General features: G+C 66.9%; 18 protein-coding genes. 13 read left to right on the top strand and 5 right to left on the bottom strand.

Annotated elements, in window-relative coordinates; translation table 11 throughout:
* Positions 1–3: 3 nt before the first annotated feature.
* The 4 genes from IEW24_RS11705 to IEW24_RS11690 form a co-directional block, all read right to left on the bottom strand.
* Entirely contained in the window at positions 4–1104 is a 1101-nt protein-coding gene (locus IEW24_RS11705) for an ABC transporter ATP-binding protein (RefSeq protein WP_188578628.1), read from the bottom strand.
* Positions 1105–1331: 227 nt separating this feature from the next.
* Entirely contained in the window at positions 1332–2417 is a 1086-nt protein-coding gene (locus IEW24_RS11700; protein WP_188578626.1) for an ABC transporter substrate-binding protein, read from the bottom strand.
* 90 nt (positions 2418–2507) lie between these two features.
* Positions 2508–3953: an FAD-binding oxidoreductase gene (locus tag IEW24_RS11695; RefSeq protein ID WP_188578624.1), complete on the bottom strand. Its 1446-nt coding sequence runs from the start codon at positions 3951–3953 to the stop codon at positions 2508–2510.
* A 173-nt stretch (positions 3954–4126) separates the two neighbouring features.
* Complete coding sequence (locus IEW24_RS11690; protein WP_244644339.1) at positions 4127–4525, bottom strand: MarR family winged helix-turn-helix transcriptional regulator; 399 nt, start codon at positions 4523–4525, stop codon at positions 4127–4129.
* Between the two features lie 469 nt (positions 4526–4994).
* On the opposite strand from IEW24_RS11690, the gene IEW24_RS11685 reads away from it, so the two are divergent.
* The 7 genes from IEW24_RS11685 (at position 4995) to IEW24_RS11655 (ending at position 13726) form a co-directional block, all read left to right on the top strand.
* Complete coding sequence (locus IEW24_RS11685) at positions 4995–6056, top strand: ABC transporter substrate-binding protein (protein WP_210324182.1); 1062 nt, start codon at positions 4995–4997, stop codon at positions 6054–6056.
* Positions 6053–6877, top strand: coding sequence for an ABC transporter ATP-binding protein (locus IEW24_RS11680; protein ID WP_188578622.1), 825 nt, complete (start codon positions 6053–6055; stop codon positions 6875–6877). The genes IEW24_RS11685 and IEW24_RS11680 overlap by 4 nt, the downstream gene beginning before the upstream one ends.
* A gap of 16 nt (positions 6878–6893) precedes the next feature.
* Entirely contained in the window at positions 6894–7694 is an 801-nt protein-coding gene (locus tag IEW24_RS11675) for an ABC transporter permease (RefSeq protein WP_188578620.1), read from the top strand.
* 2 nt (positions 7695–7696) lie between these two features.
* Positions 7697–8425 (top strand): ABC transporter permease, encoded by a 729-nt coding sequence (locus IEW24_RS11670; RefSeq protein WP_188578618.1) that lies wholly within the window; start codon positions 7697–7699, stop codon positions 8423–8425.
* Between the two features lie 134 nt (positions 8426–8559).
* A complete protein-coding gene (gene nadC, locus IEW24_RS11665) occupies positions 8560–9396 on the top strand; it encodes a carboxylating nicotinate-nucleotide diphosphorylase (RefSeq protein ID WP_188578616.1) in 837 nt (278 codons plus the stop codon).
* A gap of 20 nt (positions 9397–9416) precedes the next feature.
* Positions 9417–11474: a phosphonate metabolism protein/1,5-bisphosphokinase (PRPP-forming) PhnN gene (gene phnN, locus IEW24_RS11660; protein WP_188578614.1), complete on the top strand. Its 2058-nt coding sequence runs from the start codon at positions 9417–9419 to the stop codon at positions 11472–11474.
* A 167-nt stretch (positions 11475–11641) separates the two neighbouring features.
* Positions 11642–13726: a methyl-accepting chemotaxis protein gene (locus IEW24_RS11655; RefSeq protein WP_188578612.1), complete on the top strand. Its 2085-nt coding sequence runs from the start codon at positions 11642–11644 to the stop codon at positions 13724–13726.
* Between the two features lie 69 nt (positions 13727–13795).
* Here the strand turns inward: IEW24_RS11655 and IEW24_RS11650 are convergent, their stop codons facing one another.
* A complete protein-coding gene (locus tag IEW24_RS11650) occupies positions 13796–14719 on the bottom strand; it encodes a LysR family transcriptional regulator (RefSeq protein WP_188578610.1) in 924 nt (307 codons plus the stop codon).
* 136 nt (positions 14720–14855) lie between these two features.
* Here IEW24_RS11650 and IEW24_RS11645 point away from each other — a divergent pair, with 136 nt between their 5' ends.
* The 6 genes from IEW24_RS11645 (at position 14856) to IEW24_RS11620 (ending at position 20596) form a co-directional block, all read left to right on the top strand.
* Positions 14856–15587 carry a cysteine hydrolase family protein gene (locus IEW24_RS11645; protein WP_188578608.1) on the top strand — a complete coding sequence of 244 codons (732 nt, stop codon included), beginning with the start codon at positions 14856–14858 and terminating at the stop codon, positions 15585–15587.
* Between the two features lie 19 nt (positions 15588–15606).
* A complete protein-coding gene (locus IEW24_RS11640) occupies positions 15607–16644 on the top strand; it encodes an ABC transporter substrate-binding protein (RefSeq protein ID WP_188578606.1) in 1038 nt (345 codons plus the stop codon).
* 103 nt (positions 16645–16747) lie between these two features.
* Positions 16748–17539, top strand: coding sequence for an SDR family NAD(P)-dependent oxidoreductase (locus IEW24_RS11635; protein WP_188578604.1), 792 nt, complete (start codon positions 16748–16750; stop codon positions 17537–17539).
* A gap of 11 nt (positions 17540–17550) precedes the next feature.
* Positions 17551–18999 carry an allantoinase AllB gene (gene allB / locus IEW24_RS11630; RefSeq protein ID WP_188578602.1) on the top strand — a complete coding sequence of 483 codons (1449 nt, stop codon included), beginning with the start codon at positions 17551–17553 and terminating at the stop codon, positions 18997–18999.
* A complete protein-coding gene (locus IEW24_RS11625; RefSeq protein ID WP_188578600.1) occupies positions 18996–19826 on the top strand; it encodes an ABC transporter ATP-binding protein in 831 nt (276 codons plus the stop codon). Before allB ends, IEW24_RS11625 begins: the two co-directional genes overlap by 4 nt.
* Positions 19823–20596: an ABC transporter permease gene (locus IEW24_RS11620; protein ID WP_188578598.1), complete on the top strand. Its 774-nt coding sequence runs from the start codon at positions 19823–19825 to the stop codon at positions 20594–20596. Before IEW24_RS11625 ends, IEW24_RS11620 begins: the two co-directional genes overlap by 4 nt.
* Positions 20597–20605: the final 9 nt, after the last annotated feature.

Genomic DNA, 20605 nt, shown 5'->3' with positions numbered 1-20605 from the left:
CGCTCAGTGCCCCTTGGCGTCGGCGATGGCCACCGCGTCGGCGGCCTGCCAGTCCAGCTCCAGCAGGTCGCCGATCCTGTGCTCATCGGAGAGGCTGCGGGTGGGATAGGCGGCAACCAGCTGCGGCAGGCCGGGCGCGAGCGCATCCAGATAGAGCTTGGTGAGGCTGCCCGTCACCATCACGTCCGCCAGCTTGCCCTTGAGCTTGCCAGAACCTTCCACGGCGGAGCGGACGACCACGTTCTGCGGGCGGACCATGACCGTCACCTGCGCGCCGGCGGCGAGCACGGCGCCGCTGGCAATGGCCTGCGCGGTGCCGGCATCGCCCGCGAGCGTGATGTCCAGCGTGTCGCCGGTGGCGGCGGTGACGCGGGCGGGGAGCAGGTTGGACTCGCCGAGGAAGTCGGCCACGAACACGGTGCGGGGGCGGAAATAGAGATCGCCGGGCGCGCCCAGTTGCTCGATCTGTCCGGCATTCATCAGGCAGATGCGATCCGACATGGTCATCGCCTCTTCCTGATCGTGTGTCACATAGATGATGGTGGTGGCCAGCTCGCGATGGATGCGCTTGATCTCCAGCTGCATCTGCTCGCGCAGCTTCTTGTCCAGCGCGCCCAGCGGCTCGTCCATGAGGATGATGGAGGGGCGGTATACGAGGCAGCGGGCAAGCGCGATGCGCTGCTGCTGGCCGCCGGAAAGCTCTCGCGGAAAACGCTTGGCCACGTGCGGCAGGCGCACCATCTCCAGCGCTTCGGCGGCGCGCGCCTTGGCCTCCGCCGTGCCTACCTTCCGCATCTTCAGCGGGAAGGCGATATTGTCCTCGATGGTCATGTGCGGAAACAGGGCATAGTTCTGGAACACCATGCCGAGGTCGCGCTCATAGGGCGGGCGGTAGGTGACGTCCGCCCCGCCGATGCGCACCGCGCCCTCGTCCGGCGAGGCAAGGCCCGCGATGAGGCTGAGCAGCGTGGTCTTGCCCGAGCCGGAGGGGCCGAGCAGGGTCAGGAACTCGCCCGCCGGCACATCGAGGCTGGTGGGGGCAAGGGCGACGAATTCACCATAGCGCTTGGCGAGGCCCTGAACGGTGAGACTGGACGACGACATCGGGCCTGCTCCGGCAAAGACGACAAGGAAAGACGCGGATGGACGCGCATGAGGGCGCCGCGCGCCGGAGGCGCGGGAGGCCCCTTGAGAGGTGCGTACCGGCCGGCTGGGGGGAGGCGCCGGCCGGTACGCGATGGGCGCCTGGGGAGAGGCGCCGCGACTGGAGCCGGATCCGTTCAGATTGACTCAATCTGAAGCGTGAATCCGCCTCTAGAGCATTCTCTCGTTCAGCCGAGGACCCAGCTGTTGAAGCGCTCGATCACCGCGGTCTGGTTCTTCAGCCAGTATTCGGCATCGATCGGCAGGCCGGACTTGATGTTGGCCGGGAAGGTCGGGCAGTTCTTCGCCACCTCGGGCTTCACGAACTCGAAGGCGGCAGGCTGGGTGAGGCCGGCGGGGAAGTATTCCACCAGCTGCGCCATGCGCTTGGGATCGGACGCGAACGCGATGAACTCACGGCAGGCGTCGGCATTGGGCGTGCCGGCGAGGATCGACCAGTGGTCGGCGCCCCAGATGCCCTGATCCCACACGATCTCCACCGGAGCGCCGTTGGACTGGGCGGCCTGCGCGCGCGACACCCAGGTGGGCACCAGGTCTACCTCGCCGGAGGTGAGCATCTGCTCGACCTGCGCGCCGGAGGTCCACCAGACGGCGACGTCGGGCTTGATCTTGTCGAGGCTGGCGAAGGCCTTGGTCAGGTCGCAGGGATAGACCTTGTCGGTGGGCACGCCGGCACCCATGAGCGACTGCTCGATGGTGTCGAAAGCATGCTTGCGCACCGCGCGGCGGCCGGGGAAATCCTTGACGTTCCAGAAGTCCTGCCAGGAGGCCGGGGCCTTCTTGCCCTTGAAGGCGTCAGTGCGATAGGCGAGCACCGTGCTGTAGACATTGGTGCCCACGCCATAGGGCGACATGTATTGCTGCGGGATGGTGGCGACAACTGGATTGGACTCGAGGTTGTGCTTCTCCAGATACTTGGTGTCGCCCGCGGTCAGCAGCAGGATGGCCGGCCTGGAGATCTTGGCCATGTCCCAGGTGTAGTTCTTGGTGTCCACCATGGACTTGATCTGCGCGGTCGGCTCGGCATTGGCCTGCACGCCCACCACCTCGATGCCGGTCTTCTCGAAGAACGGCTTGTAGTACACCGCGCCGTAGGCCTTGGTGTAGATGCCGCCGTCATCGCGCACCACGATCCGCTTGCCCGCCGCGCGGGAGGGGGACCAGATGGCCGGCATCATCACGGCGGCGGCGCCGAGGGCGGCGCCCTTGATGAGCGAGCGGCGGGACGGGCCGGTACCGATAAGGTCAGTCATGATTTACCCCTGCAGGTTGGCGTTTGTCGTTGGTTGTTCGGACTGAAAACGGACACAGACGAGACGGACGGCATTACACCTTCGACGGCATCAACCCTTTGGGGGAATGAGGCGGCCGGGGTTGAACAGGTTCTGAGGATCGATCGTGGCCTTGATGGCCTGCATGAGCTTGAGCTCAACGGGCGACTTGTAGTTCGTCATCTCGGCCATCAGCGTCTGGCCGACGCCGTGCTCGGCGCTGAACGTGCCGTCGAGCTGGTTGGAGACGTCGATCACCACGTGCCGCATCTTGTGGGCCATGGCTTCCTTGTCCTCCACCTCTTCCCACTGGGGGTAGGTGAAGAAGGGGATGAAGTGCACGTTGCCGTCGCCCATGTGCGCCACCACGATGTAGGGCAGGCCGGGCACCTCCGCCCACATGGCTTCAGCCGCCTTTTCGATGAAGGTCGGCACGGCCGAAACCGGCACGGCGCAATCGGTGGTGAGGCCCACGCCGGCCTTCTTGTTGGCCTCGGAGACCGAGTGGCGGATCTCCCAGAGGGTGTGGCGCTGGGCCTCGCTGGCGGCGATCACCGCGTCCTCCACGAGGCCGGCCTCCATGGCCTCCTCCAGCACGCGGGAAAGCGTGGACGTCAGTTCCTCTTCGGCGCCGTTGTCGGCCAGCTCCACCAGCAGATGCCAGTCGTGGCTGCCGGCAAGCGGGTTGCGGCGATCCGGAACATGGGCGATCACCAGATCGAGCTGCAGCTTGTTGATGAGCTCGAAGCCGGAGAGGCGCGCGCCACAGGTGGACTGGAAGCGGCCGAGCAGGTCGAGCGCGACGGAGGGATTGGCGAGGCCGATCCACGCCACCGCGTGGGACGAAGGCAGGGGATGCAGCTTCAGGGTGGCGCCGGTGATGATGCCGAGCGTGCCTTCCGAGCCGATGAACAGGTGCTTGAGATCGTAGCCGGTGTTGTTCTTGCGCAGCGCCTTCAGGCCATCCCAGATCGAGCCGTCAGGCAGCACGACCTCGAGGCCCAGCACGTTCTCGCGGGTGTTGCCATAGCGCAGGACCGCCGTGCCGCCGGCATTGGTGGCGATGGTGCCCGCGATCTGGCACGAGCCTTCCGCCCCGAGGCTGACGGGATAGAGCCGGTTCGCGGCGGCGGCGGCCTCCTGCACGGCGGCGAGCACGCAGCCGCCATCCACCACCATGGTGTTGTTGGCGGCATCCACCGAGCGGATGCGGCGCAGGCGGGAGAGGGCGACGATAACCGGGGGCTGACCCTGCGTGCCCGGTACGGCGCCGCCGCACAGGCTGGTGTTGCCGCCCTGGGGCAGCACGGGAACGCCGCGCGCGGCACAGATGCGCACCGCCTCGGCCACCTCGGCCGTGGTGCGGGGCAGGACGACACAGGCGGCCGGGCCGGTGTAGCGCTCGCGCCAGTCGTGGATGTAACCGGCCAGGTCCGCCGGCTCCGTCAGCACGCTGTCGGCACCAAGGCTCGCTTTGAGGGCCGCCACCACATCCAAGCCGGTACCGTGCATCGTCATGTCTCGCCTTAGTAATCGCATTGCAATTACAGTGATTGAAATACGCTACATATGTTTTTGCCGGCACACAAGCGCCAAGCGCGTGCAGTTTCGCACCGGGATGGGCGCGAAAATGGGCAGGTCTGGCAGAGGAAGTTGGGGCGACTTGCGGGGATGCCGACGCGGGAGAGGGCTCAGCCTTCGGCGTCTGGGCCGAGCATCTTGCGCAGCAGGAACATCAGGGCCACGCGCTCGGCGGCGTTGAGGTTCGCGAGCGTCAGTTCGGTGATGTTGAGGGCGCAGGGCACCATTTCGTCCAGCGTTCGATTGCCGGCGTCGGTGAGGGAGGCGATGACCTTGCGGCGGTCACTGGGGTCGGCGGACAGGGTGATGAGCCCGCGTCCCTTCAGTCGGTCGAGAATGCCCCGGATGGTGCCCTGATCCACGGCAGTGGCCCGCACCAGTTCGCTCTGTGCGCTCGGCCCATGGTCGCGGATGGCATGCAGGGTCACGAACTGCACGGTGGTGAGATTCGGGTCCGAGGCCTCCTGCTGGAAGATGGCCACGTGGCGCTGATAGGTGCGGCGCAGCAGGTGGCCGACCTGCTCACGGAAGTCATAGGCGGGCGGGCAGGACGTCGATGCGGCGCCTGCGGTTGATGGCGCGTCGGGGCGTGCGTCCGCATGAGCGGAGGCGTCATCCTCGAGAGTGTCGTCACGCGGGTTTGCCGGCACGATTGGCGTCACCGATGCAGAGGGCAGGGCGCCCGGATCGTCGGAAGGATGGGTGCCCGACAGGATCTTCCCGCAGCCATCCACATCCCCTCAACAATAATCGTAGTGCATACACTAGGTTATGCGCAACCGCGTCTCGCTCGCCTCCATCACGGCGGTGCAAAAATGGACGCTATGCACCCTAAATAATCACGCAATGCACAAAATATGAAGGCGTTGCAGCAGCGCGTTTCGGAGATTGGAGATTGACGGAATAAAAAGTGTGTACTCTATTTTGAACAGCTGCTGAGCAAGCAATGTTATGGCGGGTACGCCACGACGTGCCGAAGTGTCGTATGCAGTCAAGGTCAGCCGTGGCGCGGGTGCGCCGATCAAGCTTCAGTGCGGGGTGATCTACATGTCGTTCCATCAGTCGTTGCGATCGCTGGTCCTTGCCGCCACCATGGCCGGCGCAACCCTGTGCAGTGCTGCCTTCAATGGGGCGAAAGCGGACGAGATTTCCGTCACGCAGTGGGGCACCAGCCTCTATGGCGCGCCCTATGCCGTCGCCATGGCCGACGGCCTGTTCAAGAAGGCGGGCGTGGACATCACCAGCATCATCGGCTCCGGCGGCGGCGGCACCACCGTGCGCAACCTGCTGGCCAGCGAAACGCCCTATGGCGAGGTGGCGATCGCCGCCGCCCTCGCCGCCGCACGGCAGGGGCTCGACGTGGTGGTCGTGAATGCGGGCACCCGCTCGGTGGCCGAGGCCTCGCTGGTGACGATGCCGGACTCGCCCATCAAGTCGCTGAAGGATCTGGAAGGCAAGAAGGTCGCCATCACCTCGCCCAAGGGCGTCTCCGAGATGCTGCTGCTGATGGCGCTGAAGGAGCAGGGCGTGGACGCCTCCAAGGTGGAGCGGGTGGCATCCGGCGGCTATGTGAACGGTCTCACCATGCTGGAGCAGGGCGCCGTCGCGGCGGCTGTGCTTATTGAGCCGCTGTCCATCATTCGTGCCGACAAGTACCGCACCGTGGTGAATTACGGCAAGGTGCTGGCCCCCATGGCCACGTCGGTGGGCATCACCACCCGCGCCTTCGCCAAGGCCAATCCCGCCAAGCTGAAGGCGATCATCGCCGGCCGCGCGGAGGGCGTGAAGGCGCTCTATGCGGATCCCGCCAAGGCCGCCACCATCATCGCCAAGGATTTCAAGCTCGATCCGGCCATCGCCAAGATCGCGGTCGACAACATGATCGGCCCACGCATGTGGTCCGAGGGCGAGTTCAACATTGCCGAGCTGAACCGCACCGTCGAGGGCCTCAAGCTTATCGGCGAAGTCACGGTCGATGTGGACTGGTCCAAGCTGATCGATCCCGCCTTCCTGCCTCCGGCGCTCCAGGCCGTGAAATGAGCCCGGCGCTCGCCTCGGTGGCGGCTCCGGTGCCCGCCGAACATCACGCCCGGCTCACGGGTGTCACGCGGGTCTTCGGTGCCCGCAAGGGAACTGGCGTCCATGCGCTGGGGCCGGTGGACCTGGATCTCAACCGGGGCGAGTTCTTCTCCGTGGTGGGGCCGTCGGGCTGTGGCAAGTCTACCCTGCTGGACGTGCTCGCCGGCCTCTCATCTCCCACCGCCGGCACCGCCGAATTCGAGGGCAAGCCCATCAATGGCGTGCCCGCCGGTGTCGGCGTGGTGTTTCAGGAGGACGCCTCCTTCCCGTGGCTGTCGGTGGAGGACAATGTGGCCTTCGGGCTGCGGCGGTCCGGCGTCGATGCGGCCGAGGTCGCCCGGCGCGTGGACTATGCCATCGGGTTCATGGGGCTGAAGGATTTTTCGAAAGCCTATCCCGCCCAGCTCTCGGGCGGCATGCGCCAGCGCGTGTGCATCGCCCGTACCCTCGTCATGCAGCCGCGCCTGATCCTGCTGGACGAGCCCTTCGGTGCGCTCGACCAGCAGACCCGATTGCTCATGGGCGACGAACTGCTGCGCCTGTGGCGCGAGACCGGCGCCACCGTTCTGCTCATCACCCACGCGCTCGATGAAGCCGCCATGCTGTCCGACCGCGTGGGCGTCATGTCCGCCCGGCCGGGTCTTTTCATCGATGTGCTGGAGACCGGCTGGCCGCGTGATCGTGACAGCCGCATCGTCTCCCATCCGCGCTTCGGCGAGCTGACCGCCCATCTGTGGGACAAGCTGCGCGCGGAATCCCTGAAACATCTGCGCGGCAGCTGAGGGGAGGATTGCAGGCATGGCCTCCGCACCCGCAACTCCGGCGCCCGCCGCCGTCGCAGTCCCTACCGCGAGCCCGGCCACGTTGCTGCGGCTGGTGGTGATCGTGGCCGCAGTCGGCGCGCTGGAGATCGCCTGCCGTGTGGGCTGGGTGCCCATGACCATCGTGCTGCCGCCCTCCGTCATGGCCGAGAGCCTGTGGCAATTGCTGCTGAGCGGCAGCCATACACGCGACATCGTGGTGAGCTTCTCCAACGTCGCCGCCGCAGCTTCGCTGGCGGTGGTGCTGGGCTTCCTCATCGGCGCCATCCTGCACACGCTGCCGCCCGTGCGAGGGGCGGTGGAGCCGCTGCTGGCGAGCTATTATGCCGTGCCGACCTTCATGTTCTACCCGGTGTTCATCATCCTGTTCGGGGTGGGCAGCGGGGCCATCATCGCCATCGCGGTCCTGCTGGCCATCGTCGCCATGATCACCGCCACGCTGAACGGCATCGACCGCATCCCGCTGGTGCTGGGCAAGACCGCGCGCATGATGCGCATGGGGCCCATCGAGCGGGCGCTCAAGATCAGCCTGCCGGCGGCGCTGCCCTATCTGTTCACGGGCGTGAAGCTCTCCGTGGCCTATGCCTTCATCGGCGTCATCGCCTCGGAGTTCATCCTGTCCGGTGCGGGTATCGGCCATGCCATCGCCTACGCCTACAACAATTTCGACAACCGCACGATGTACGGCCTGATGCTGCTGATCGTGCTGGCTGTGACCGTGATCAACGCCGTGCTCGACACCATCGACCGCCGCCTGCAGGCGCGGCTGAGGCGCTGACCATGCGACACATCCTCGGCCCCCTCCTTGTCATCCTCGCCGGCTTCCTTGGCTGGGAAGTGCTGCACTTCGTGGTGGCGAATTCCTCGCTGCCTTCGCCTTTCGAGACCATCGTCCAGATGGGTGTGCTGCTGCGCGATCCGGATTTCTGGAAGCAGGCCAGCCAGACGGGCTACGCCTTCGGCATCGCCGTGGTGCTTTCGACGCTGGGAGGCATTGCGCTCGGCATCCTGCTCGGTATGGGACGGCTGGCGGGGCAGGTGGCGGAGCCGATCCTCGTCAACCTCTACTCGCTGCCCAAGGTGACGCTCTATCCGGTGGTGCTGCTGATCTTCGGGCTCGGCATCTCGGCCCGCATCGCCTTCGGCATCATGCATGGTCTGATCCCGCTGACCCTGTTCACCATGAACGCCATCCTGCAGCTGAAGCCGGTCTACCGGCGCAGCGCGGCGGTGATGGGGCTGACCTCATGGCAGACCGCCTTCACCGTCATCCTGCCGGCCATCCTGCCGCAGGTGATCACCGGCGCGCGGCTCGGCGTGTCGCTCTGCCTGCTGGGCGTGCTGATCGGCGAGATGTTCGCCGCCCGCAACGGCCTCGGCTACATGGTCACGCACGCCATGGAGCGGGGCGACATGCCCACCGTTCTGGCAGTGGCAGTGATGATTGCTGCCGTGGCGCTTGCCGCCAACGGCCTGCTGCTGGCCCTCGACCGTTCGAGGCAGCCCTGATGCGGAGGTGCCCCTGACCCTCGCGCCGCCGCGCCATTGACCATGTGACACACCTTCGGGTGACAGGGCACGCCCCGCCGGGCGGCCACGCCGTCGCTCGCCCACGATCTGGACGCCCATCGGGAGTAACCAAAATGTACGACCGCTTCGCCATCGACCGCCTGATCGACCTCTGGCTCACCGAGGACATCGGTTATTGCGACCTCACCGTGCAGGTGATGATCGAGCCGGACGAGCAGGGCCATTTCTACATGAACGCCCGCGAGCCCATGACCATCGCCGGCATCGAGATCGCCGCTGCCGTCTTCGCCCGCTACGACAAGCGGCTCGAAGTGGACGTGAAGGTGAAGGACGGCGACGTGGTGGAGACGGGCGCCATCCTGCTCACCGTGAAGGGCCCGGCGCAGGGCATCCTCACCGCCGAGCGCACGGCGCTCAACATCGTGCAGCGCATGTCCGGGATCGCCACCGAGACGGCGAAGTATGTGAAGGTGATCGAGGGCACCAAGGCCCGCCTCATCGACACCCGCAAGACCACGCCCGGCCTGCGCATGGTGGAGAAGCACGCCGTGACCTGCGGCGGCGGCCTCAACCACCGCCTCGGCCTCGATAACGGCGTGATGATCAAGGACAACCACATCGCGGTCTGCGGCGGCATCAAGCCGGCGGTGGCCCGCGCCCGCAAGCGTCTGCCGACGCTGACCAAGATCGAGGTGGAATGCGACCGGCTGGATCAGGTCTCCGAGGCGCTGGAAGCCGGCGCGGACGTGATCATGCTCGACAACATGTCGGTGGCCGACATGAAGACGGCGGTGGATCTGGTGGCCGGCCGCGTGCCGCTGGAGGCCTCCGGTGGCATCCGCTTCGACACCATCCGCCCCATCGCGGAGACGGGCGTGAACTACATCTCCACCAGCAAGATCACCCAGTCCGCCCCTGCGGTGGACATCGGCCTCGACGAGGCCGAGTGATCTGAAACGGAGCGCGCGTCATGGGATCGGGCATCTTCTTCTTCGTGGTCGGGCCGAGCGGCTCGGGCAAGGACACCCTCATCGAGGGGGCGAAGGCGGCGCTCGGTCCCACGGGGCGCTATGTGTTCGCCCGCCGGTCCATCACCCGGCCGGCGGATGCGGGCGGGGAAGCCCATGAGGCGCTGAGCGTCGATCAGTTCGCCGCCGTGCGCGATGCGGGCGGCTTCCTCGTCCACTGGCAGGCGCACGGTCTCTCCTACGGCCTGCGCGCCAGCCTGCTGGACGACATGAAGGCCGGGCGGCATGTGATCGCCAACGGCTCCCGCGCCATGGTGGCGGACCTCGCCACCCGCGTGCCGCATCTCGTGGTGGTGGAAGTCACAGCTCCCGAGGCGGTGCTGGCCGAGCGCCTCGCGGGGCGCGGTCGCGAGGGGGCGGAGAACATCGCCGCCCGTCTTGAGCGTAAGGTGCCGCCGCTGCCGGCGGGCGTGAGCAGCATCTCGGTCGCCAACGACTCGACGCCCCGCGCCGGCATCGAGCGCTTCGTCGCCGCCTTGGAGGCCCAGACCGCGCGGCTGCGCCTTGTGCGTATGCCCATCGAGACGGGCCGGCGGAACGTCGCCTTCCTCGCGCGTGGCTGTACCGTGGTGGCGGCGCCGGACTATCTGGGGCCGGGCCGGGTCGATCTGGCGGGCGAGGGGAAGAGTATCCGGGCCGAGATCGCCCTCGTCGCGGACAGCCTGCTGCCGGCCGATGCGGTGGGCCTCTCGCAGGAGAGCTTTGACGCCCTCGGCCTGCCGGAAGGCGCCGAGCTGGTGCTCACCCGGACGCCGGTGCCCGAAAGCCGCGCGGCACTGCGGCGAAAGATCCGGGGCGAGGCGTTGGATGAGCCGGCTTATCGCCAAGTGGTCGGCGACATCGTGGAAGGGCGCTACCCCGACAGCGAGGTGGCCGGCTTCCTCGTCGCTGCCGATCGGGGCCTGAGCGACGACGAGGTGCTGGCGCTGACCAAGGTGCGGGCGAGTTTCGCCAACCGCATCGTCTGGGACGAGCCCATGGTGGTGGACAAGCACTCCATGGGTGGCATTCCCGGCTCGCGCATCACCATGATCGTGGTGCCCATCATCGCCGCCCACGGCCTGGCCATCCCCAAAACCTCGTCCCGCGCCATCACCTCGGCTGCGGGCACGGCGGACGCCATGGAGACGCTGGCGCGCGTGGATCTCGACGCGGCCGAAGTGCGCCGCACGGTGGAGAAGGCGCGCGGCTGCATCGCCTGGAACGGGCGGCTCAGCCATTCGGCGCTGGATGACGTGATGAACGCCATCACCCGCCCGCTCGGCCTTGATTCCAACCGCTGGTCGGTGGCTTCCATCCTCTCCAAGAAGCTGGCGGCGGGGTCCACCCATGTGGTGATCGACCTGCCCTTCGGCGCCCGCGCCCGCGTGAAGGGCGAAGCCGAGGCGCGCGAGATGGCCCGCCTGTTCGAGCAGGTGGGGGCGGGGCTCGGCATGACGGTGGAGGCCATCCCCACCGATGGCAGCCTGCCCATCGGCCGAGGCATCGGCCCGGCGCTGGAGGTGCGGGACGTGCTCTGGGTGCTGGAGGGCCATCCCGAGGCCCCGCCGGACCTGCGCGAGAAGGCGCTGTTCTTCGCCAGCCGCATTCTGGCGTGGGATCCTGCCGTCGGTCCCGCCAATGCCCGCGCACGGGCTGAACAACTGCTCGCTTCCGGTGCCGCGCGCGCCGCGCTGGAGCGCATCGCCGAGGCGCAGGGGCGCTGGGGCGAGCCGGTGCGGCCGGCGCGCCTCACCCGCACCATCCTCGCAGGTGGAACCGGGCGAGTGACGGACATAGACGGTTTCGCCATTGCGGGCATCGCGCGCCTTGCCGGCGCTCCGCTGGACAAGGGGGCGGGCATCGACTTGAAGGCGCAGTCGGGCGATCTCGTGCGGCCGGGCGATCCGCTTTTTGTGATCCATGCCTCCAGCGCAGCGGATCTGGATGCGGCAGTGCAGCATGTCGCTGCCTTCACCGGCTTCACGCTCGACGGCGAAGAGCGGATAGTCGCGCGCTAACAACGAACGTTGGCGCGGTGAAATCGGCGCCGGTGCGCGAAAAGACGTTCGGGAAATTGCATTGACTGCAATGTTGCGGTGCAACCTTCGCGCAAGTCTGCCGGCCGATGAGGTCTAGAATGCCCGTCCCATGTTCCTGCGTGGGACATGTTCGGGAGACTAGACGCGTGACGATCAAGCGCTTGCTTTCGCTTTCAATCCTGGTGGTCGCCGCCATTGCGTGCGGACTGGCATTGAATACGGCGTACCTGCAGTACAATCGCCTGACGCTGGTGAATGATGCGGACGTCAGGTTGCAGTTCATCCGCGATGCCGCCGAAATCCCGCCGCTGATGAATGCGGAGCGCGGCCTGACCGTGAGCGTGCTGGAAACCATGACCAGCAGCCAGGCCTCTGCCAGTTCCGATCTTACCAATTATCGTGCGGCCACCGAGAAGGCGCTGGCGAAGATCGCCGCGCAGGCCGAGGTGGCCAAGGGCGCCCTTGATGATGCGGATGCACTCGTCACCGCCGCTGCCGATCTCCAGCGCGCCTACAAGGGCCTTCGGGACCTGACGGACAGCGCCCTGAACCGCCCCGTGGGCCAGCGCGGCGATGCCATGGCGCAGGTTTCCGAGCGTGGCGCGGCGATCAATAACGCCGCCATGGCCGCCATGGACAGCCAGCTCCGCAAGCTCTCCAGCGCCAACGGTCAGGCCTATGCCTGGGCCAGCGCCGCCGCTACCGTGCTGGAGTTCCGCGATTTCGGTGGTCGCCTTGCCGGCACCACGCAGGGCATTGTCGCCGCCCACAAGCCGGTGTCGCCGGAAGCGCGGGACCAGTTCCTGGTTCTGCAGGGCCGGGTGGAGCAGATCTGGGCCGGCCTGTGGAAGCTGCGCACCGTGACCAACGGCGCCTCCAGCTTCGTGCCGACGCTGGAGCGCGTTTCGCGCGAGAACGTCCAGTTCTTCGCGGACCTGCGCAAGGAATTGATGCCGCACTTCGCCACTGGCGATTTCCCGCTGGATGGTGCCGCCTTCCGCGAGAAGACCTTCCGTGTGTGGGGGCCGGTTGTCGAACTGCGCAACGCTGCACTCGACAGCGCGGATGCGGCGCTGGATGCCGCCAGGGCGTCGGCACAGTCCAGCCTGACCTGGGCCATTGTCGGCGTGGTGGTGGTGGTTCTCGCCGTTGCGGCGGTTCTGGTGCTGGTGTCCCGTCGCGCCATCAAGCCGCTGGTGGCCATGACCGCCGCCGTGGGTGAACTGGCCGATGGCAAGCTGGAAACCGAGATTCCGGGCGTCGGCCGCAAGGACGAGATCGGCGAAATGGCCGCCTCGGTGCAGGTGTTCAAGGAGAGCCTGCTGCGCAACGCGGCCCTTGAGGCCGAGACCGTCGCGGCCCGCGAGAAGGCCGAGGCCGAGCGCCGCGCCTCCATGATGGAGCTGGCCGATATGTTCGAGCAGAGCGTGGGAGCCATCGTCAATGCGGTGGGAGCTTCCGCCAACCAGCTGAAGGGCGCCTCCAATGTGCTCGCCGGCGGTGCCGACGACACCGCCAGCCGCTCCAGCGCGGTGGCGGCTGCGGCCGAAGAGGCTGCGGTGAACGTCAATGTCGTGGCGTCCTCCGCCGAAGAGCTGGGCAGCTCCGTGCAGGAGATCGGCCGGCAGGTGGAGCAGGCAGCTGCCGTCTCGCTGACCGCTGTCGAGGAAGCCCGCAACACCGGCGAGATCGTCCGCGAGCTGTCGCTGGCCGCCAACAAGATCAGCGACATTCTGGGGCTGATCTCGACCATCGCCGGCCAGACCAACCTGCTGGCGCTGAACGCGACCATCGAGGCGGCGCGTGCCGGCGAGGCGGGCAAGGGCTTCGCGGTGGTGGCTTCTGAGGTGAAGGAACTGGCGGACCAGACCGCCAAGGCCACCGCCGAAATCTCGGGCCAGGTCGGTGCGATCCAGTCTTCCACCAACAAGGCGGTGGAGGCCATCGGTTCAATCGCCACCACGATCCAGCAGATGAATACCTACTCCAACGCCATCGCCACGGCGGTTGCGGAGCAGGGCGCCGCGACGAGCGAGATCGTGCGCAGCGTGGCGCAGGCATCCGCCGGCACCAGCGAGGTGACGGGCAACATCACGGGTGTGGCGCAGACGGCGCAGAGCGTGGGTTCTGCGGCGGGCGAGGTGCTCTCGCTCTCTACCGACCTGTCCTCGCAGGCGTCTGCGCTCAGCAGCGAGATGCAGCGCTTCCTCACTACGGTGCGGGCGGCCTGAGCGGCGCTTTCGCGAAAGACAGCCAGACTGGAACGGGCGGCCTTCGGGTCGCCCGTTTTGTTTTGGCTCTCAGGATTTCGCGGGCTTTGCGGGGGCTGCGGCGGCGTGCAGCGTGCGCCCGAGATGCTCGGCAAACTGCGCGCCGGCCAGGGGCAGGTTGCGCCCCCGCAGCTGGCCGAGGACCAGATCGGCGGATGCCAGATCGCGTGCATCCACCGGGCGCACGACGATGCCGGCAGGCATGGCCTCGGGCAAGGCGCCGATCTGGATCTGGAACGACACCATCCCGGCATTGGCCACGAGACTCCGCAGCAATTCGAAGGAATTGGCCTGCGCCGCCACGGAAAAGCGCAGGCCCGCCCGCGCCAGTGCCTCCTCGATCATCTGCCGCCCACCGGTGGTGCGTTCCGGCAGTGCGACCGGCGTGCCGACGAAATCGGCAAGGCGCACCGTGTCCCGCTCCGCTGTGGGGTGGCCGGCCGGGATCAGCGCCACGAGACGCTGGGGCAGGGTCATGAGCGGGCGCAGGCTGGCCGTGAAGGGCGGACGGAAGACGAGGATCAGATCCACCTCATAGGTGGCGAGCAGCACGACGCCGCGCTCATGGTCCGCCACCGAGACATCGAAGCTCACCAGCGGATAGCGGGTGCGGAAGGAGGCGATCTGCTGCGGCAGGAAGTCGTGCGCCAGCGCCTGACTGCACGCGATCTTGACGAGGCCACGCTTCAGCCCGCGCAGATCCTCCAGCTGCGAGCGCATGCGGTCGGCATCGCCCAACTGCTCGCGCACATAGCGCACGAACACCTCGCCCGCCGCTGTCAGACGCACACCGCGCGGTTTGCGCTCCAGCAGCTTGGCGTCCAGCTCCTCCTCCAGATCCATGATCCGCCGGTTGAGGGCTGAAGGCGTGACATTGAGACGTTCCGCCGCGCCACGGATGGAGCCGGTGCGGGCGACCTCGTCCATGTAACGCAGGAAGCGCAGGTGCCGCATGGGTTTCTCCGAGTTCGTAGCCGAAACGGCTACAATGTAGATCATAAACAGCAATGGAACGCACCAGTCCGTCACCCTAGTGTCGTGGACGGCCGGTTCCGCCCGGTTTTTCCAGCTTGAGGGGGATCCGGACAGGATGACCGCGCCGACGCTCAGCTACGTGCGCCATGAGCCCGCGCCCCGCATCGCCACCCTCGGTGGACTGCCGCAGCCGGTCACGTTCGACCTCGCCCGCAGTGCGCTGGTGGTGGTGGACATGCAGAACGACTTTCTGCATGCGGACGGCTGGTTCCCCAGCGCCGGCATCGACCCGGCGCCGCTGCTGGGCGTGATCCCGCAGATCACCGAGCTGACCGCAGCCGCCCGCAAGGCGGACGTTCCTGTGCTGTGGCTCAACTGGGGCGTGCGCGCGGACCGCGCGGAACTTTCGCAGCCCTTGCTCGGCAAGGCTTCCGCCTGCGGTACGCGGCCGGTTTATGCGGACCCCTCGCCGAAGGGCAAGGGGCCGATCGCGGTTCAGGGGGAGTGGGGCGCCGAGGTGTTCGAGGCCATGCAGGCCGAGCCCGGCGATCTCCTCGTCTACAAGCACCGGCTCTCCGGCTTTTTCGACAATGAGCTGGATACGATCCTGCGCAACCGCGGCATCGACACGCTGATCTTCGCCGGCGTGAACATCGACCGCTGCGTCTTCTCCACCCTCTGCGATGCCAGCTTCCACGGCTATGGCTGCGTGCTGGTGGAGGACGCCTGCGCCACCTCCTCGCCCGACTATGTGCGCGAGGCGACGCTGTATCTGGTGCGGCTGCTCTATGGCGTCACCGCCGGCACCGCAGACCTCGCCAGCCTTCTTGCCGACCATAAATCATAACCAGACGGGATGACCTGACATGCTGAAACACTTTTCCCGGCGCGGTCTCGCGGCCCTTGCGGCCGGTCTTGCGCTCTCCGCCATGGCGGCGGCTCCGGCGCTTGCCGACACCAAGATCAAGATGGTGCTGAACTGGAAGTATCAGGGCCCGCAGGGCATGTTCTTCCTGGCGCAGGACCGGGGCTACTTCAAGGCCGAGGGCCTCGACGTGACCTTCGATCAGGGCAACGGCTCCGGCGCCGCCGTGCCGCTGGTGGCCAACGGCACCTACGACATGGGCTTCGGCGACATCAACGCGCTGATCGAGCTCGCCGCCAAGAAGCCGGAAGATGCGCCGGTGGCGGTCTATGTGATGTTCAACCAGCCTCCCTTCACCATCGCCGTGAAGGCTGACAGCCCGATCAAGACCCCGAAGGATCTGGAAGGCAAGACGCTGGGCGGTGCCGCCAATGACGGCGCGCTGAAGCTGTTCCCGGCCTTCTGCAAGCTGGCCAAGATCGACTGCTCGGGCATCAAGATCACCAACATGCAGCCGAACCTGCGTGAGCAGATGCTCATGCAGGGCCAGGTGGATGGCGTGTTCGGCTATGTGAACACCATCCGTTTCTCGGCCAAGCTGATCGGCGTGGGTGACGACAAGCTGCGCTACATCAACTTCGGCGACTACGGCATGGACCTGTATTCCAACGGCATCATCGTGTCGCAGGATCTGGTCAAGAAGAACCCGGAAGCCATCAAGGGTTTCCTGCGTGCGCTCAACAAGGGCATGATCGACGCGCTGAAGGATCCGGACGCGGCTGTGGCCGCCGTCACCAAGCGCGAGCCGCTGATCAAGGTGCCGGTGGAGAAGGAGCGTTTCGACGCGACCCTCAAGGCCGAGATGAACCATCCCGAGATCGCCAAGATCGGCCTCGGCAACGTGGACATGACGCGCCTGCAGCAGTCCATCGACATCCTGGTGGATGCCAACAAGCTGCCCTCCACCCCGAAGGCTTCGCAGATCTTCGACCCGGCCTTCCTGCCGCCGGTCGCCGACCTGCCCAAGACGCTGTTCTGATCGAACGTTAAAGCCCTCCCCCGCACGCGGGGGAGGGGATCTGACGCGCCCAGCCGTACTGGCGCGATGAAACCAGAAGAACAATCAAGACGGATACGGACCCATGGACCTCAAGCTCAAGGATCGCGTGGCGATCATCACCGGCCCCGCCAAGGGCATGGGCGCCGCCATCACCCGCGCTTTCGCCGCCGAGGGCTGCAAGCTGGTGCTGATCGGCCGCGACACCGCCGCCATCGCCCCCATCGCCGACGAGGTGCGCTCGAAGGGCGCGGAAGCCATCGTGGTGCCCTGCGATCTCACAGATCCCGCCGCCTGCGAGACGGCCATCGCCAAGGCGCTGGACGCCTTCGGCACGGTGGATATCCTCGTGAACGTGGCCGGCGGCTCCGGCCCCATCGGCAAGACCGGCGTCGAGACCACGCCGGAGGAATTCGACGATATCGTCACGCTCAACATGCACGGCTGCTTCCACACCATGCGCGCCGCGCTGCCGACCATGATCGCCAGGCGCTACGGCAAGGTGGTGAATGTGGGCGGCACCTTCGGCATGCGCGGGCGCGCCGGCCGCATGGCCTATTCGGCCTCCAAATGGGGCCTGCGCGGCATCACCAAGAGCTTCGCGCTCGAAGTCGGCCAGCACAACATCAACGTGAACTGCGTCGAGCCCGGCATGGTCGATGGCCCGCGCTTCCGCGACAAGGTCTGCGCCGACATGGCGAAGAAGCTCAACATCACGGTCGAGGAAGCCATGGAGCGCCACGCGGCGGACTATGCGCTGAAGCGCGTGACCACCGACGAGGACGTGGCGAACGCCTGCCTGTTCCTCGCCAGCGACGTTTCCCGCCAGCTCACCGGTGTCGACATGCCCGTTGACGGCGGCTGGGCCATGCTCTGAGGAGATCGGCGATGACCAACATTGACCAGCAGCCCGCCGACCTCGTCATCCATGGCGGCAAGGTCGTCACGCCGGAACTGGTGCTGGATGCCTCCATCGCCGTGCGCGACGGGCGCATCGTGGCGGTGGGCGATGCCGACGCCATGCCGGCGGCGGCCGAGACCTTCGATGCCACCGGCCTGCACATCCTGCCCGGCGCCATCGACGTGCACGTGCACTTCCGCGACCCCGGCTACACCCACAAGGAAGATTTCGAGAGCGGCACGGTGTCGGCGGCCTTCGGCGGCGTCACCACCGTGTTCGACATGCCCAACACCATCCCGACCATCGCGGATGCCGAGAGCCTGAAGGCCAAGCACGTCATCGCGCAGTCCAAAGCGCATGTGGACTACGGCCTTTATGCCGTGATCGGCGACGACACCATCGACAAGGTCCCGGAGCTTGTTGAAGCCGGGATCATCGGCTTCAAATGCTACATGGGCAACACCTTCGGCCGCATCCCGTCGCCCTCCACGGGCGCCATGCTGGAGGCGTTCGAGGTGGTGGCGCCCACCGGCAAGCGCATCTCGCTGCATGCGGAGACCAACTCCATCATGGAGCGCCGCCAGCAGCGCCTCACCGATGCCGGCCGCACTGACCCGCTCGCCCATCTCGCCTCCCGTCCCGCCGTGGTGGCGGTGGAGGCGGTGGCCCGCGCCGCCATTCTCGCGGAATGGACCGGCGCCCGCATCCATGTGCTGCACATCTCCTCCGGCGCGGAGTTGCGCCCGCTGGCCGAGGCCAAGGCGCGCGGCGTGGACATCACGGGCGAGACCTGCCCGCATTATCTGATGCTGGACGAGACCGACTATCTGCGCTGCAAGGGCGTGGTGCGTGTGAACCCGCCGGTGCGCGAGGCGACCAACCACGAGCCGCTGTGGAACGGCCTTCTCGACGGCACCATCGACATGATCGCCACCGACCATGCGCCGCATACGCCGGAAGAGAAGACCCGCGCCGACATCTGGGCCGTGGACTGCGGCTTCCCGGGCGTGGAAAGCCAGATGCCGCTCATGCTGACGGAAGTGGCCAAGGGCCGCTATTCGGTGAGCGACTATGTGCGCTGGAGTGCGGTGAACCCGGCGAAGGTCTGGGGCCTCTATCCGCGCAAGGGCGTGATCCAGGCGGGCTCGGACGCGGACTTCGCCTTCGTAGATCTCGGCAAGACCTGGACGCTGAAGGACGAGGAGCTGCATTCGCGCTCCAAGATCTCCCCGTGGGATGGCCGTGAAGTCACTGGCCTGCCGGTGCACACCATGGTGCGCGGCCGCTTCGTGGTGAAGGATCGCGAACTGGTGGCGGACACCAAGGGCTTCGGGCGCTCCGTGCACGTCATCCAGGAGATGCCGACGCCCGAGCCCAAGCACACGGACGAGACGCTGGCGGCCGTCGTCGCATATCGGCCGGAGGCGGCGGAATGACCGGGGAGAACGATCCCTTCGTCCAGCTCCAGCAGGTCACGCTCACCTATGGGCAGGGCGAGAAGACCGTCGCCGCGCTGGGCGAGACGAACCTCAAGATCGGCAAGGGTGATTTCGTCGCCCTCGTCGGCCCCTCGGGATGCGGCAAGTCCACCATCCTGAAGCTGGTGACGGGCCTCATCACCGCCTCGTCCGGCTGGGTGTTCGTGGCCGGCCGCGAGGTGGGCGCGGAGCCCGTGCGCGTGGGCATGGCGTTCCAGAACCCGACCATGCTGCCGTGGCTCTCCATCCGCGACAACGTCATGCTGCCGCTGAAGATCGTGCCGCCTTTCCGGCAGCAGTTCCGCGCCAAGCGCAAGACCGAATTCCGCGACCGTGCTGACGCGCTGCTCAAGCAGGTGGGCCTCGCCGGCTTCGGCGACAAGTTCCCCTGGCAGCTCTCCGGCGGCATGCTCCAGCGCGCCTCGCTCTGCCGTGCGCTGATCCACGATCCGCAGCTCTTGATGCTGGACGAGCCCTTCGGCGCGCTCGACCAGTTCACCCGCGAGGAGTTGTGGGCGATCATGCAGGATCTCTGGATGACCCGCCGTCCCACGGTGCTCCTCGTCACGCATGATCTCAAGGAAGCCGGCTATCTCGCCAACCGCGTGTGCGTGATGCGCGCCCGGCCGGGCCGCATCGTGGAGGACTGCCACGTGGATCTGCCACGTCCGCGCACCATCGAGATGACCTATGAACCGGGCTTCGTCTCCCTCACCCAGCGCCTGCGCGAGCTGATCGTCTCGGCCCGCGCGCCCGACGCCGCCAAGACCGAGGTGCCGGCATGAAAGCGATCAACCGCCGCCGTCTGCAATCGGCCGCCGTCATCATCGGCTTCTTCCTGCTGTGGGAACTGATCTGCGTGGTCTTCCATGTGAAGGAGATCGTGCTGCCGCGCCCGTCGCAGATCCTCACCACGCTCTGGCTTCAGGCGCCTGCCATCTGGCCGCACACGGTGCAGACGCTCTACACCACGCTGGTGGGCTTCGGCCTCGGCATCCTCACGGGCGTGTTCCTCGGCGTGCTGATCGGCTCCTCGCGGCTCGCCTATGACGTGGGTTATCCGCTGCTCATCGGCTTCTCCTCCATCCCCAAGGTGGCGGTGGTGCCCATCTTCGTCCTGTGGTTCGGGGCGGGCACGGTGCCGGCGGTGCTCACCGCCATGATCATGAGCATGTTCCCCATCGTGGTGAACGTGGCCACCGGCCTTGCCACCACCGAGCCGGAGCTGGAAGACGTGATGAAGGCATTGCGCGCCACCAAGCTCGACATTCTCACCAATGTCGGCCTGCCGCGCGCCATGCCCTATTTCTTCGCCTCGCTGAAGGTGTCCGTGACGCTGGCCTTCGTCGGCACGGTGATTGCCGAAACCGTGGCCTCCAACCGGGGCATCGGCAACCTCATGATGATCGCCTCCTCCTCCTTCGACGTGCCGCTGGTCTTCGCCGGCCTGCTGGTGCTCGCGGTGCTGGGCGTCGGCCTCTACGCCATCTTCTCGGTGATCGAGGGACGGGTGATCGGCTGGGCCAAGCGCAAGGACGATTTCGCGCTCGGCTGAGCACGAACG

The organism is Azorhizobium oxalatiphilum (assembly GCF_014635325.1).
Lineage (GTDB): Bacteria > Pseudomonadota > Alphaproteobacteria > Rhizobiales > Xanthobacteraceae > Azorhizobium > Azorhizobium oxalatiphilum.
This window is presented reverse-complemented; position numbering and strand designations above follow the sequence as displayed.

Bases quoted from the DNA above. Each gene is read 5' to 3' on its own strand.
- IEW24_RS11650 (WP_188578610.1), bottom strand. From the start codon at position 14,719: ATGCGGCACCTGCGCTTCCTGCGTTACATGGACGAGGTCGCCCGCACC.
- IEW24_RS11675 (WP_188578620.1), top strand. From the start codon at position 6,894: ATGGCCTCCGCACCCGCAACTCCGGCGCCCGCCGCCGTCGCAGTCCCT.
- IEW24_RS11635 (WP_188578604.1), top strand. From the start codon at position 16,748: ATGGACCTCAAGCTCAAGGATCGCGTGGCGATCATCACCGGCCCCGCC.
- IEW24_RS11695 (WP_188578624.1), bottom strand. From the start codon at position 3,953: ATGACGATGCACGGTACCGGCTTGGATGTGGTGGCGGCCCTCAAAGCG.
- IEW24_RS11680 (WP_188578622.1), top strand. From the start codon at position 6,053: ATGAGCCCGGCGCTCGCCTCGGTGGCGGCTCCGGTGCCCGCCGAACAT.
- phnN (WP_188578614.1), top strand. From the start codon at position 9,417: ATGGGATCGGGCATCTTCTTCTTCGTGGTCGGGCCGAGCGGCTCGGGC.
- IEW24_RS11625 (WP_188578600.1), top strand. From the start codon at position 18,996: ATGACCGGGGAGAACGATCCCTTCGTCCAGCTCCAGCAGGTCACGCTC.
- IEW24_RS11670 (WP_188578618.1), top strand. From the start codon at position 7,697: ATGCGACACATCCTCGGCCCCCTCCTTGTCATCCTCGCCGGCTTCCTT.
- nadC (WP_188578616.1), top strand. From the start codon at position 8,560: ATGTACGACCGCTTCGCCATCGACCGCCTGATCGACCTCTGGCTCACC.
- IEW24_RS11640 (WP_188578606.1), top strand. From the start codon at position 15,607: ATGCTGAAACACTTTTCCCGGCGCGGTCTCGCGGCCCTTGCGGCCGGT.
- allB (WP_188578602.1), top strand. From the start codon at position 17,551: ATGACCAACATTGACCAGCAGCCCGCCGACCTCGTCATCCATGGCGGC.
- IEW24_RS11620 (WP_188578598.1), top strand. From the start codon at position 19,823: ATGAAAGCGATCAACCGCCGCCGTCTGCAATCGGCCGCCGTCATCATC.
- IEW24_RS11645 (WP_188578608.1), top strand. From the start codon at position 14,856: ATGACCGCGCCGACGCTCAGCTACGTGCGCCATGAGCCCGCGCCCCGC.
- IEW24_RS11705 (WP_188578628.1), bottom strand. From the start codon at position 1,104: ATGTCGTCGTCCAGTCTCACCGTTCAGGGCCTCGCCAAGCGCTATGGT.
- IEW24_RS11700 (WP_188578626.1), bottom strand. From the start codon at position 2,417: ATGACTGACCTTATCGGTACCGGCCCGTCCCGCCGCTCGCTCATCAAG.